This is a genomic window from Jiangella alba (assembly GCF_900106035.1).
GTDB classification, from domain to species: Bacteria; Actinomycetota; Actinomycetes; order Jiangellales; family Jiangellaceae; genus Jiangella; species Jiangella alba.
The window spans coordinates 3,108,529-3,121,503 of the sequence record NZ_FNUC01000004.1 but is presented as its reverse complement, the minus strand read 5'-3'; the positions used below and the strand labels follow the sequence as shown (position 1 = coordinate 3,121,503).

Genomic DNA, 12,975 nt, shown 5'->3' with positions numbered 1-12,975 from the left:
CCGTGGCCCGCACCGATCCGAAGACCCCGCCCCCGCGTCCGCGGGCCGGCTCAGGCCAGGCCGCCTGCCAGACCCGTTGCCGGGTCGGCCGGACCGCGGTGGTGTTCGCAATTGTTGACCTGAACGCCAACTGTTGGCGTTCAGGTCACCGGGCCGCCACACGCCGGTCCGTCGCGGCAGCCCGCGCACTCAGTCAGTCGCGGGTGAGGACGGCGCGCAGCTCCGGCAGCGCGGCCAGCTCGGCCTCGACCAGCCGCTCCGCCGTCGTGACGGAGTCGACCAGCGGGTGGCCGGCCACGGCCGCCACGGCCGCGCGCCGGGACCCGGACCTGGCCGCCGCGATGGCCGCCCGGTCGGTCGCCTTCACCGCCGCCACCAGCGCGGCCGCCGCCGGGTCCAGCGCGCCGGCCGCGAGCGGCTGAGCGCCGTTGCGGCCGACCAGGCAGGGCACCTCGACGACGGCGTCGGCGTCGACGCCGGCGAGGGCGGAGCGGTTGCGGACGTTGAGCACCAGCGTGGCCCGCTCGTCGGCCGCGATGGCCCGCATGAGCGCCAGCGCGACGCGGTCGTAGCCGCCGCCGTCGAGGTCGGCGGTGTCGCGCTCGCCGACGCCGGCGGCCTCGCGACTCTCGGCCATGTAGGTGGCCTCGCGCTCGCGCCGCACCTCGTCCCAGCGCTCGGCGGCGCCACCGGCCCCGGCCGGGCCGGTGTAGAACCCGGCCTGCTGCTGGATCAGGTACTCACCGCGGGTGGCCGGCGCGGCCTGCGCCGACGCGATGGCGTCGCGGGTGAAGTAGTAGTAATAGAGGTACTCGTTCGGGATGGCGCCGAGCGAGCGCAGCCACGGCGCCCCGAACAGCTTCCCCTCCTCGAACGAGCCCAGCGCGTCGTCCGACGCGAGGAGGTCGGGCAGCACGTCGCGCCCGTTCACCAGCACCCGGCGCAGCCAGCCCAGGTGGTTGAGGCCCGCGTAGTCGAACCACGCGTCGCCCATCGGGACGTCCAGCGCGCGGGCGACCCGGCGGAACATCCCCACCGGGGAGTCGCAGATGCCGATGACGCGGTCGCCGAGCACCGAGCTCATCGCCTCGGTGACCATGCCGGCCGGGTTGGTGAAGTTGATCACCCAGGCGTCCGGCGCCTCCGCGGCGATGGTCGACGCGATCTTCAGCGCGACCGGCACCGTCCGCAGCCCGTACAGCACGCCACCGGCGCCGGTGGTCTCCTGGCCCAGCACGCCCTGCCCGAGCGCGGTCCGCTCGTCGCAGGACCGCCCGGCCAGGCCGCCGACCCGGATGGCCGAGAAGACGAAGTCGGTGCCGCGCACGGCCGCCGCGAGGTCGCTCTCGACCACCAGCTTCGGCCCGCGGCCACCGGAACGTTCCTCGAGCACCGCCTGCACGGCCCGCACGCGTTCGGCGTCGGTGTCGTGCAGGACGACGGTGTCGACGCCGGACTCCTCGCTGGCCAACGCGCGATGCACCAGCGGGACGCGGAATCCGCCGCCCCCGAGGATCGTCAATCTCATACGAGAACCACCTTCACACCGTTCTCCCGGAGCGCGCCGAGGGCTTCGGTGCCCTCGTCCGCATCGGTCACGACGACGTCCAGGGCGTCGGGCCCGCACACGCTGGCGAACCCCGTCCCTGGGAACTTCTCCGCGTCGGCGAGCAGGATGACCTGGTCGGCCGCCGCGATCATGGCCCGGCGCACCGGCACCTCGACCACCGTGGTGTCGACGACAGCGCCGTCGGCGCGCACCCCGCTGGTCCCCATGAACAACTTGCCGGCACGCAGCTGCCGGACGGCGTCCTCGGTGAGGAAGCCGACCAGCGACTTGTAGTTGCGCCGCACCACGCCGCCGAGCAGGATCAGCTCGATGTCGGGGTCGGGCAGCAGCTCTTCGTAGACCGCCATGTTGGCGGTCATCACGGTGACCTTGCGGCCGCGCAGGTGCACGGCCAGCCGGTGCACCGTGGTGCCGATGTCGAGCAGCAGCACGTCGCCGTCCTCGACCATGCCGGCCGCCCGCCGGGCGATGGCGTCCTTCGCGCGGTGCGCCTCGGTGGCGACGGCCGCGAAGGACGGTTCCAGCGACGGGCTGGCGGCCGCGCCGCCGCGCACCCGGGTGAGCAGACCCTGCTCCTCCAGCCACGCGAGGTCGCGCCGGATGGTCGCCTGGCTGACGCCGAGACGGGTGCCCAGCACGGTGACGGACACCGGACCCTCGGCACGGAGGGTCTGCATGATGAGCTCATACCGGCGCTGCGCAAGCACGGCTGCACCATATCAGTCATCTTCGCTCAATCGAACAGTAGTCACGCCGAAACGTGCGCAAAGCTGAGCGAAACACCCGGTCAGAGCGGCGTGCGGCCCAATGGATGCATCACAACCGCTCATATCTTGTCATTTGCGCGCAGCCACACTAGGGTTCGTCGCAACCCTGCGTCTGGGGGAATGGGGAGAGGAAGCACCGTGTCGAACATCGCTCGTGACCCGTACCGCGCACCGTCGCGGCACGACCCGCTGGCCGCACAGCGCCAGGACGGCGGTCCCGAGCTGGACGTCTTCCTCACCGGGACCGTGTTCTTCGACATCATCTTCATCGGCATGGAGGGCCCGCCGAAGCAGGGCACCGAGGTGTGGGCCGACGGCATGGGCTCCAGCCCGGGCGGCGTCGCCAACCTCGCGGTCGCCGCCGCGCGGCTGGGGCTGCGCACCGGCCTGGCCGCCACGTTCGGCGAGGACCTCTACGGCGACTACTGCCGGCAGACGCTCGGCGTCCAGGAGGGCGTCGATCTCACCTACTCGCGCTACGTCACCGGCTGGCACTCGCCGGTCACGGTGTCGATGGTCTACCAGCGCGACCGCGCCATGGTCACCCACGGGCACCAGCCCGCGGCGCTGAACCGGCTGGTCACGCACCCGCCGCAGGCCCGGTCCTGCTTCGTCGACCTCGGCGGCGAGCGGCAGCCGTGGGTCGACTCCGTGGCGTCCTCCGGCGGCCGGATCTTCGCCGACCTCGGCTGGGACCCGGAGGACCGCTGGGACCTCGGCCGGCTGCGCGAGAGCCTGGCCGGCTGCTATGCCTTCTCCCCCAACGCCGTCGAGGCGATGAGCTACACCCGCACCGGCAGCGCCGAGGCCGCGGTCGAGAAGCTGGCCGAGCTGGTGCCGCTGGCGGTCGTGACCAACGGCGCCGACGGCGCGCTCGCGTTCGACAAGGAGACCGGCCGCCCGGTGAAGGCGGCCGCGGTCCCGGTCGAGGCGCTCGACCCCACCGGCGCCGGGGACGTGTTCGTCGCCGGTCTCATGGTGGGTACGCTGGCAGGCTGGCCGCTGCTGCACAGCCTGCGGCTGGCCAACCTGGGTGCCGCGCTCTCGGTGCGGCACTTCGGCGGCGCGCTCGCCTCGCCCGGCTGGGGCGACATCGCGCTGTGGTACCGCGACACGGGGTCGAAGGACCCCGCGCTCGCGGGCGACTACGAGTTCCTGAACACGATCGTCCCGGACGACGCCGTCCCGGAGGTGTCGCGTGCCATCGCGACGCTCGGCTTCCGGGCCGGCCGCTGAACCGGGCACCTGGGCACACCGACATTTTCGAAAGGGCCGACTCTCATGACGCTGTCGATCACGAGGACCAGCACCCGGCTGTGCGCGGCTGCCGCCGTCGCACTGCTGATCGGGGCGTGCGCTCCGGGCGACGACGGTGACGACGACGCCGGCAGCGCACCCACCGCCGGCGACGTCGCCACCGATCCGTCCGAACTGGGCGACATCACCCTGACGGTGTGGGACCAGGAGGTCCGCGAGGGGCAGACCGAGCAGATCGAGGCGCTCAACGCCGCGTTCGAGGAGGCCTACCCGAACATCACCATCGAGCGGGTGTCGCGCTCCACCGACGACCTGCGCACCACGCTGCGCCTCGCACTGTCCGGCGACGACGCGCCCGACGTCGTCCAGGCCAACAACGGCCGCCCCGAGATGGGCCAGTACGTCGCGTCCGGCCTGCTCACCCCGCTCGACGGCTACGCCGAGGGGTACGAGTGGTTCGACCGCTTCCCCGAGTCGGTGCGCGCGCTCGCGTCGTACAGCGAGGACGGCGCCACCTACGGCGAGGGCGACCTCTACGGCCTGCCGCAGATGGGCGAGATCGTCGGCCTCTACTACAGCAAGTCGAAGCTGGCCGCGCTCGGCATCGAGCCGCCGGAGACCACCGACGACCTCGTCGCGGCGCTGCAGGCGGCGCAGGCCGCCGGTGAGGTGCCGATCCAGTTCGGCAACTCCGAGCCTTGGGCCGGCATCCACGAGTTCGGGTTCATCCAGAACCAGTTCTCCGACGCCGACACCATCCGCAACCTCGGCTTCGGCCGCCCGGGCTCGTCCTGGACCTCCGACGACAACGTCGCGGCGGCCGAGGCGACCCGCGAGTGGGTCGACGCCGGCTACTTCGTCGAGGGCTTCAACGGCGTCAACTACGACAGCGCCTGGCAGGCGTTCGCCCAGGGCACCGGCGTGTTCTTCGTCGGCGGCACCTGGCTGGTCGCCGACCTCACCTCGGCCATGGGCGACGACGTCGGCTTCGTGCTCCCGCCGGCCGGCGCCAGCGGCTCGCACCTCGTCACCGGCGGTATCAGCATCCCGTGGGCGATCCCGGCCAAGAGCGACGCCAAGGAGGCCGCGGCCGCCTACATCGACTTCATCACCAGCTCCGACGCCATGACGGCGGTCACCGAGGCGGGCAACCTGCCGGTCATCGAGGCCGACCAGCAGACCACCACCGGGCTGCAGTCCGAGGTGTTCGCGGCGTGGGCGCAGGCCGGTGAAGAGGACCTCGTCGTGCCGTACCTCGACTACGCGACCGAGACGTTCTACGACACCCTCACCGTCGCCGTGCAGAACCTCATGGCCGGGCAGAGCGACCCGCAGCAGTTCCTGGACACGCTCGAGGCCGAGTACAGCGCGGCCACCGGCAGCTGATGGCGGTAGCCGCAAGTAGGGGGCCCGGCGAACCACGCCGGGTCGCCTACCTCTACATCCTCCCGGCACTGCTGGTCTTCGGCCTGTTCGTCCTGGTCCCGCTGGCCCGGACGGCGCAGTTCTCGCTCTACGAGTGGAACGGGCTGGGCTCCAGCACCTGGGCCGGGCTGTCGAACTACCAGGACGTCTTCACCGAGCCGCAGCTGCGCGGGGCGTTCGTCCACGCGCTGGTGCTGATCGTGTTCTACGCGGTCATCCCGGTGACGCTGGGGCTGCTGCTGGCCGCGGCGATGAGCCGGGCGGTGCTGCGCGGCATGGGGTTCTTCCGGGTCGTGCTGTTCCTGCCGCAGGTCATCCCGATGGTCGTCGTGGCCATCGCGTGGCGGCAGATCTACGAGCCGAACGGGCCGCTGAACGACCTGCTCCGGTTCGTCGGCCTGGACTCCCTGGCGCGGCCGTGGCTGGGCGACTACGCCTGGGCGCTGCCGTCGGTCGGCATCGTCGGCACCTGGGTCGGCACCGGCCTGTGCCTGGTGCTGTTCCTGGCCGGCATGTCGCGCGTCCCGCGGGAGCTGTACGAGGCGGCGCGGCTCGACGGCGCCGGCCCGTTCCGGGAGTTCCGGGCCATCACGCTGCCGTCGCTGCGCGGTGAGATGGCCGTGGCGCTGACGCTCACCGTCATCGCCGCGCTGAAGACGTTCGACCTGGTCTACGTCATGACCAGCGGCGGGCCGGGCACCCAGACCACGGTGCCGTCGTACCAGGTCTACAACAACGCGTTCCTGCTCGGCCGAGTCGGCATCGCGACGGCGCTGGCCGTCGTGCTGACGCTGGTGCTGTTCGTGGCGACGGTGCTGATCAACCGGGTCGGCGAACGGGGGCAACGATGACGATCTCGCGCGGAGAGCGGCTGGCGAACTACGCCGTGCTGGTGCTGTTCGCGGTCATCGCCGTGTTCCCGGTGCTGCTGATCCTGCAGACGGCGCTGTCGAACGACCAGATCGGCGGCGGCGGCTCGTTCCACTTCGAGAACTTCGCCGACGCGTGGGACCAGGGCCACTTCGGCTCCTACCTGCGCACCAGCATCATCGTGGCGATCCTCGTGGTGGGGCTGTCGACGCTGTTCTCGGTGCTGGCCGGCTACGCGTTCGGCACCATGCGTTTCCGCGGCTCGGAGGTGCTGTTCTACGTCATCCTGCTGGGCATCATGGTGCCGGCGGAGGCCCTGGTCATCGCGCTGTACTTCGACCTGCGCGAGGTCGGGCTGACGAACACGCTGGTCGCGATCGTCGCGCCGCAGGTGGCGCAGTCGACGGCGTTCGGCACGTTCTGGATGCGCGCCTACTTCCGGGGCAGCTCCCGCGAGGTCGTCGAGGCGGCCCGGCTCGACGGCGCGGGGCACTGGGCCACGCTGTGGCGCATCCTCGTCCCGATGGGCCGGCCGGCCGTCACCACGATGATCGTGCTGGTCTTCATGTGGACGTGGAACGAGTTCCTGATCCCGCTGATCATGGCCACCGACGAGAGTCTCCGCACCGCACCGCTGGGTTTGGCCTTCTTCCAGGGCCAGTACACGTCCGGAACGGCGCTGCTGGCCGCCGGCGCGACACTCGTCGCGCTGCCGGTCGTCGTGCTCTACCTGTTCCTGCAGCGCCACTTCATCCGGGGGATGGTCGAGGGCGCGGTCAAGTAACGCGCCCGAAGTGTTCGTCACAACTCGAGAGGAGTCACCATGCGAGCAGCCAGACCCGCTGCTGCAGCCGCCACCGCAGCTCTCCTCGCGGCGACGCTCCCCGCGGTCGCCGCACCGGCCGCAACAGGAGCGCCCGCCCCGAAGTCCGACGCCGTCGATCTCGACGTGCTGTTCGTCGGCGCGCACCCTGACGACGAGGCCGGTGCGCTGGCCGCGTTCGGTCAGTGGAACGAGGCCGCGGACCTGAAGGCCGGCGTCATCACCGTGACCCGGGGCGAGGGCGGCGGCAACGCCGTCGGCCTCGAGGAGGGTCCGGAGCTGGGCATGCTGCGCGAGGCCGAAGAGCGCAGCGCCGTCGCCAACGCCGGCATCGAGAACGTCTACAACCTCGACGAGCTCGACTTCTTCTACAACGCCAGCGCTCCGCTCACCGACCAGGTGTGGGGCGACGACGCGCTGGAGCGAGTCGTGCGCGTCGTCCGGAGCACCCGGCCCGAGGTCATCGTCACGATGAACCCGTCGCCGACGCCCGGCAACCACGGCCACCACCAGCAGGCCGCGCGGCTGGCCGTCGAGGCGTACGAGGCCGCCGCCGACCCCGACGCGTTCCCGGACCAGCTGTCCGAGGAGGGCCTGTCGACGTGGCGGGTGTCGCGCATCCTGCGCAGCGGCGCCACCGGCTCGGGCGTGGGCGGCTCGGCCTGCGAGACCACCCCCTACACGCCGGCCGACCGCACCGACCGCGTGTTCGGCGCCTGGCAGGGCCGGACGTCGACGGAGACCGGCGAGCTGTGGGCGCTGCGCGAGCGCAAGGCGCAGTGGGAGTACGTGAGCCAGGGCTGGGCCGGCTTCCCGCCGCCGCCCACCGACCCCGAGCTGAACGGCTGCGACTGGTTCACGCTGATCGCCAGCCGGACGCCGTACCTGATGCAACCCGCAGGCTCAACCACAGCCCTACAAGGTGCGTTGCTGCCGATCGACGGCGGCCTGCCGCTGGGCACCGAGGTGACCATCGACCCCGAGCCGTTCCTGGTGCTCCCGGGCCAGTCGTTCACCGCGACGGTCACCGTCAAGGCGCCGGCCCGCAAGCCGCTGGTGCAGCCGGCGCTGACGGTCACCGGGCCGGACGGCTGGACGGCGGACGTGCCGGCCGGTGCGCTCCCCCGCACGCTGGCCCCCGGCCGCGAGGTGAGCGTCGACGTCACCGTCACGCCGCCGGCGAACGCCACCGCCGGTGAGCGGGTCGCGCTGAAGGCGAGCCTCGCCACCCGCACCGGCAGCGGCGCGAACGAGGCCGCCGTCGAGGTCACCACGGACGTGCGCGGTGAACTGGCGCAGCGGCCCGAGGCCGAGGTCTTCGCCGCCTGGACCGGCGACGTCGACCTGCCGAAGCTGGAGAGCCTGATCGCGCCGATCGCGTCGGTCGGCGTCGGCCGCACCCAGCCGGTGTCGGTCACCGTCACCAACGACGGCGCCGCCGCGGCGGCCGGCTCGGTCTCGCTCGACCTCGCCGACGGCTTCACCGCGTCGCCGGCGTCGGCGCCGTTCGACGGCCTCGCGCCGGGCGCCACGGCCACCGTCACGTTCGACGTCACCAACACCGACACCGCACTGCCGACGTCGAACCGCGCCCCGAACGGCGGCTACCCGTTCCAGGTCGTCACCGACTTCGGGTCCGGCTCCGACACCCAGAACGCGGTGCTCGAGCTGGTGCCGTCGACGGAGATCCCGCAGGCGGCGACCGCTCCGGTGCTGGACGGCGTCGCGAGCGAGGGCGAGTACGCGGGCGAGGTCATCGACAGCGGGACCCGCTGGGAAGGTGAGCAGGCCACGCCCGAGGACGCCTCGTCGACCACGCGGCTGACCTTCACCGACGACGCCCTGTACGTGTTCGTCGAGGTCACCGACGACACGCTGGGCACGGTGCTGCCGCTCGAGGACTGCAAGCGGCACTGGCGCACCGACTCCGTCGAGATCACCGTCGACCCGCGCGGCACGTCGTCGAACACCTCGACGACGTTCAAGACCGGCATCTTCCCCACCACGGTGGAGGGGCAGCCGTGCTTCCAGCGCGACGCCGACAACCACCAGGGCCCGGGGGCCGAGACCGCGCCCGGCATGGAGGTCGCGTCGGTCGTGAACGAGCCGTACGACGGCTACACCGTCGAGGCCAAGATCCCGTTCGACGTCCTTCCCGACGCCGTCGACCCGGCGCGGATGGGCCTGAACGTGCTGGTCTACGACTCGGACACGCAGGACAAGACCGGCCAGACGCGGATCGGCTGGTCCACCTTCAACGGGGTGCAGGCCGACCCGTTCCGGTGGTCCCTCGCGACGCTGCCGGGGCTGGCCGACGCCGGCTCCAACCCGGTCGCGCCGACGATGCCCGACACCGCGGCGCTGAGCGTCGACTCGCCGCAGAGCATCGCGCAGTCGGCCGAGGACGGCGTCGGGCTCGGCGGCGGCCGGGAGCTGCCGGCCCGCACGGCGACGATCCAGTCGGCGAGCGAGGACGACGGCGAGGTGCAGCTGCGGCTGCGCACCCGCGAGTCCGGCCGGGCGAACGTCTTCCTCTGGGACGGCGAGCGCGTGGCGGGCTCGGTGTCGGTGGAGGTCGGCTCCGGCCGCACCACCGTCGACGTGCCCGTGACCGGTGAGTCCGACGACCTCACCGCACTGGTCGCGTTCATCACCGACGACGGCGCGCTGGCGCTGTCGGAGGCGGTGGACTGATCGAACGTCCCGCTCCGCCGGTGCTGGTCGCCCGGCGGAGCGGGACTCTCCACGTCAGGGCGCCGTCAACGCCAGGGCCGGCGCCAGGCGGGCGGCCCGGAGCGCCGGGTACAGCCCGGCCAGCGCCCCGATGACCAGCGTCGCGCCGAGCCCGCCGCCCATCGCCCACACGGGCACCACCACCGGCCAGCCCTGCGCCGTCGCGTAGGCCGCGGTGACGGCGATGCCGGCCAGCACCCCGGCCAGGCCGCCGAGGGCCGACAGCAGCAGCGCCTCGCAGACGAACTGTGTGCGGATCTGGCCGCGGGTGGCGCCGAGCGACCGGCGCAGCCCGATCTCGGCGCGCCGCTCCAGCACCGAGATCACCATCGTGTTGGCGACGCCGACGCCGCCGACCAGCAGCGCCACCGCGCCGAGGCCGAGCAGCAGCGCGTTCAGCGTGCTGTCGGCGGCGGCCTGGGCGACCAGCGCGTCGGACGGGCGGGCGACGTCCACCTCGTTCGGGGCCTCCGGGTTCGCGGTCGCCGCCAGCACGTTCTGGACGGCGCCGACGGCCTGCTCCACGGCCCGCGCGTACACCGTCGTCGGCAGGCCGTCGAAGCCGAGCAGCGCCTCCGCGACCGGCCAGCCGACCAGCGCCGACGTGTCCAGCTCCGGCGCCAGCGGCACCGGGTCGAGCACACCGGTGACGGTGAACCACTGCCCGCCCAGCCACACCGTCTGCTCCGGACCGGCCGCGCCGACGCCGAGCCGCTCGGCCGCCGTCGCACCCAGCACGACCGCCGGGTACTGCGCCGTCGCCGGGTCGAGGAACGCGCCGCTGGAGACCGTCGCGGCGACGGTGTCGAGCAGGCCGAGGTCGGCGGCGAGGACGGCGAGGCTGTTGGTCTCGCCGGGCGGGACGAGGTCGTTGCGGTAGACCGCGGTGTCCGGCACGACCGCGACCGCCGTCACCGACGTCACCGGCCCGATCCGCCCGATCATCCCGACGGACTCGGCCGGCAGCTGGGCGTCCTCGCCGAACAGGTCCTGGCCGGGCCCGGCCGACAGCAGGTTGGTGCCGAGCGCGTCGAGCTGCCGGTTCAGGTCCTCACGGCTGGACGTGGAGATGCCGACGACGGCGATCATCGCGGCGATGCCGATGGCGATGCCCAGTGCCGACAGGGCCACGCGGGTCGGCCGGGACCGCAGCCCCGCGCCGCCGGTGTGCACGACGTCGGCGGGCCGCAGCCGCGCCGGCCGCAGCGTCGCGGCGGCGCTCACGACGTCACCCGCCCGTCGCGCATCTCGACCCGGCGCGGCAGCGCGGCGGCGATCTCGCGGTCGTGGGTGATGATCACGATGGTCGTGCCGGCCGCGTTCAGCTCGCGCAGCAGCGCCATCACGCCGGCGCCGGACGACGAGTCGAGGTTCCCGGTGGGCTCGTCGGCCAGCAGCAGCTCCGGCGCGCCGATCACGGCCCGCGCGATGGCCACCCGCTGGCGTTCCCCGCCGGACAGCTCGTGCGGCCGGTGCCGCAGCCGGTGTCCCAGGCCGACGCGGTGCAGCGCCTCCTCCGCCCGCCGCAGCCGACGCGACCGCGACAGCCCGGTGTACAGCGCGCCGTCGGCGACGGCGTCCAGCGCGGCCACCCCGGAGGTCAGGTGGAACTGCTGGAACACGAAGCCGATGGCGCGGGCCCGCAACGCCGACAGCTGGCGGTCGCCGAGCCCGGCCACCCGGTGCCCGGCGATGCGCACCTCCCCCGACGTCGGCCGGTCCAGCGTGCCGATGAGGTTGAGCATGGTCGACTTCCCGGACCCGGACGGGCCGACGATGCCGGTCAGCTCGCCCGCCTCGACGGTCAGCGTGACGCCGCGGACGGCGTGCACCCCGCCCGGGTACGCCTTGGCCACGTCGCGCAGCTCGACGACGCTCATGCCGGCACCCCCACGACGGTGCCGTCCTCGATCCCGGCGCCGCTGACCTCGACCAGGCCGGACGCGAACATGCCGGTCTCGACGGGGACGAACGCGACCTGCTCGCCGTCGACGACCTGGACCGCGTAGCCGCCCTCGGCCAGCGCGACCAGCGCGCCGACCGGGACCGCCAGCACGTCCTGCGCCTGCGCCGCGACCAGGCCGACGTCGACCGGCGCCGAGTCCAGGGCGCCGGCGACGGCGGGGTCGGCCAGCGCCACCGTCACGGTGATGACGGTCTCGCCGTCGTCGACGGCCGTGGCGACCGGGCTGACGCCGGACACCGTCGCGGCCGTGGTGGAGCCGTCCGGCAGCAGCACGGTGGCCGCCGTGCCGGGCGCGACCAGGTGCTGCTGCGCCGGGTCCAGGCCGACGACCACCACGGGCGTCGTCCCGGTGTAGGTGACGACCGACGCGACGCCGCCGCCCTCGGGGCCGCCGAGCGTGGCGCCGGCGGCCAGTGTCTGCTCGGCGATGCGCAGGTCGGCGGGCACGACGACGATCTGGCCGGTGCCGACGGTCCCGGTCTCCTCGACGCCGAGGTCGTCCTGCCACTCCTCGACCGCGTCCGCCGTCGAGCCGTGGTACTCGTCGTCGGCCTGGAACCCGTCGTAGCCGAGCGCGGCCAGCGCCGCCTCCAGTTGCTGGACGTCCGGGCCGGACACGCCGGGCTCGAGCGTGCGGTACGGCGGCACCGTGCCGTGCACCAGCACGACCGGCTCGCCGTCGACGGCGTACACCGGCTGCCCCTGCCCGACGACGGTGCCCGGCGCCGCCACCCACGTGAGCGTGCCGCCGTCGGACTTCGCCGGCAGCTCGACCGGCGTGCCGTAGCCGAGCTCCCCCGGCACCTGCACCGTCTGCACGAGGTCGGTGGTGGTGACGGTGGCCGTGGCCGGCGGCAGGCCGTCCGGCTCGTCGTCGCCGGGCCCGGCGCCGCCGCCGATCCCCCGCGCCGCCAGCGCCCCTGCGGCCAGCACCGCCGCGACGCCGAGCGGCACCACGACCCGCCGCGTCCTCATTGCCCACCGCCCGCGGGCAGCACGTCCTGGCACGCCTCCAGCGCCGCCTGGAACCCGGGGTTCGTGCGGTCGAGGCCCTCGAACAGGCCCTGGCCGCCGGGCTGCGGGTCGGGGAAGTCCGGCAGGCCGTTGTCGCGCATGCACTCGGCGAACGCCTGGAACTGGTCCAGCTCCGCCGGATCGGGCTCGGACAGCGCGCCGCCCTCGGGCAGCAGGTCCGCGCACGCGTCCATCGCCTCCTGGTAGGCCGGACCGTCCGGGTCGACGCCGTCGCCCACCTGCGGGCGGCCGGTCGTGGGGTCGGGGTCGGCCATGTCGACGCCGTGCTCGCGCATGCACTGGGTGAACGCCAGCGGTCCTGGTTCGGCGCTGGGCGTGGCCTCCGGCTCGGCGCTGGGCGCGTCCGTCTGCGCCGTCGCGACCTCCGGCGCGTCGTCGGCGCCGCCGCAGGCGCCCAGCCCGGCCACGCCGAGCAGCAGGAATGCCATGGTCATCGTCATCCGTCGGGTCGTCATGACACCAGCGAAGCGGCCGGCACATAACCCCGGCGTGACTGTTTATGCGGGCGTTACGCGGCGTGGGTGACCAT

The 12,975-nt window shown here is 73.4% G+C and carries 11 protein-coding genes; 5 read left to right on the top strand and 6 right to left on the bottom strand.

Features of this window, described 5'->3' with window-relative positions; all coding sequences use genetic code 11:
* Positions 1-193: 193 nt before the first annotated feature.
* Complete coding sequence (locus BLV02_RS32375) at positions 194-1,528, bottom strand: family 4 glycosyl hydrolase (RefSeq protein ID WP_074946855.1); 1,335 nt, start codon at positions 1,526-1,528, stop codon at positions 194-196.
* Positions 1,525-2,277, bottom strand: a complete 753-nt coding sequence (locus BLV02_RS32370; protein WP_069113767.1) for a DeoR/GlpR family DNA-binding transcription regulator — start codon at positions 2,275-2,277, stop codon at positions 1,525-1,527. The genes BLV02_RS32375 and BLV02_RS32370 overlap by 4 nt, the downstream gene beginning before the upstream one ends.
* Before the next feature lie 198 nt (positions 2,278-2,475).
* Between BLV02_RS32370 and BLV02_RS32365 the strand changes: the two genes are divergently transcribed.
* From BLV02_RS32365 to BLV02_RS32345, 5 genes are read left to right on the top strand one after another with little or no spacing between them, the layout of a single operon-like run.
* Positions 2,476-3,573, top strand: coding sequence for a carbohydrate kinase family protein (locus BLV02_RS32365; RefSeq protein WP_216094456.1), 1,098 nt, complete (start codon positions 2,476-2,478; stop codon positions 3,571-3,573).
* 45 nt (positions 3,574-3,618) lie between these two features.
* Positions 3,619-4,980 (top strand): extracellular solute-binding protein, encoded by a 1,362-nt coding sequence (locus tag BLV02_RS32360; RefSeq protein WP_069113769.1) that lies wholly within the window; start codon positions 3,619-3,621, stop codon positions 4,978-4,980.
* Positions 4,980-5,870 (top strand): carbohydrate ABC transporter permease, encoded by an 891-nt coding sequence (locus BLV02_RS32355; RefSeq protein ID WP_069113770.1) that lies wholly within the window; start codon positions 4,980-4,982, stop codon positions 5,868-5,870. The genes BLV02_RS32360 and BLV02_RS32355 overlap by 1 nt, the downstream gene beginning before the upstream one ends.
* Positions 5,867-6,673 (top strand): carbohydrate ABC transporter permease, encoded by an 807-nt coding sequence (locus BLV02_RS32350; RefSeq protein ID WP_069113771.1) that lies wholly within the window; start codon positions 5,867-5,869, stop codon positions 6,671-6,673. Before BLV02_RS32355 ends, BLV02_RS32350 begins: the two co-directional genes overlap by 4 nt.
* A 39-nt stretch (positions 6,674-6,712) precedes the next feature.
* The gene (locus BLV02_RS32345) at positions 6,713-9,406 is read left to right on the top strand and encodes a sugar-binding protein (RefSeq protein ID WP_069113772.1); all 2,694 of its coding nucleotides are present in this window, start codon (positions 6,713-6,715) and stop codon (positions 9,404-9,406) included.
* A 54-nt stretch (positions 9,407-9,460) separates the two neighbouring features.
* Here BLV02_RS32345 and BLV02_RS32340 read toward each other — a convergent pair whose 3' ends face one another.
* Genes BLV02_RS32340 through BLV02_RS37365 form a run of 4 tightly spaced genes read right to left on the bottom strand, consistent with a single transcriptional unit; the run spans position 9,461 to position 12,901 of the window.
* Entirely contained in the window at positions 9,461-10,669 is a 1,209-nt protein-coding gene (locus BLV02_RS32340; RefSeq protein WP_069113773.1) for an ABC transporter permease, read from the bottom strand.
* A complete protein-coding gene (locus tag BLV02_RS32335) occupies positions 10,666-11,325 on the bottom strand; it encodes an ABC transporter ATP-binding protein (RefSeq protein ID WP_069113774.1) in 660 nt (219 codons plus the stop codon). The genes BLV02_RS32340 and BLV02_RS32335 overlap by 4 nt, the downstream gene beginning before the upstream one ends.
* Positions 11,322-12,386 carry a peptidoglycan-binding domain-containing protein gene (locus BLV02_RS32330; protein WP_069113775.1) on the bottom strand — a complete coding sequence of 355 codons (1,065 nt, stop codon included), beginning with the start codon at positions 12,384-12,386 and terminating at the stop codon, positions 11,322-11,324. Before BLV02_RS32330 ends, BLV02_RS32335 begins: the two co-directional genes overlap by 4 nt.
* Positions 12,383-12,901 (bottom strand): hypothetical protein, encoded by a 519-nt coding sequence (locus BLV02_RS37365; protein WP_216094457.1) that lies wholly within the window; start codon positions 12,899-12,901, stop codon positions 12,383-12,385. The genes BLV02_RS32330 and BLV02_RS37365 overlap by 4 nt, the downstream gene beginning before the upstream one ends.
* Positions 12,902-12,975: the final 74 nt, after the last annotated feature.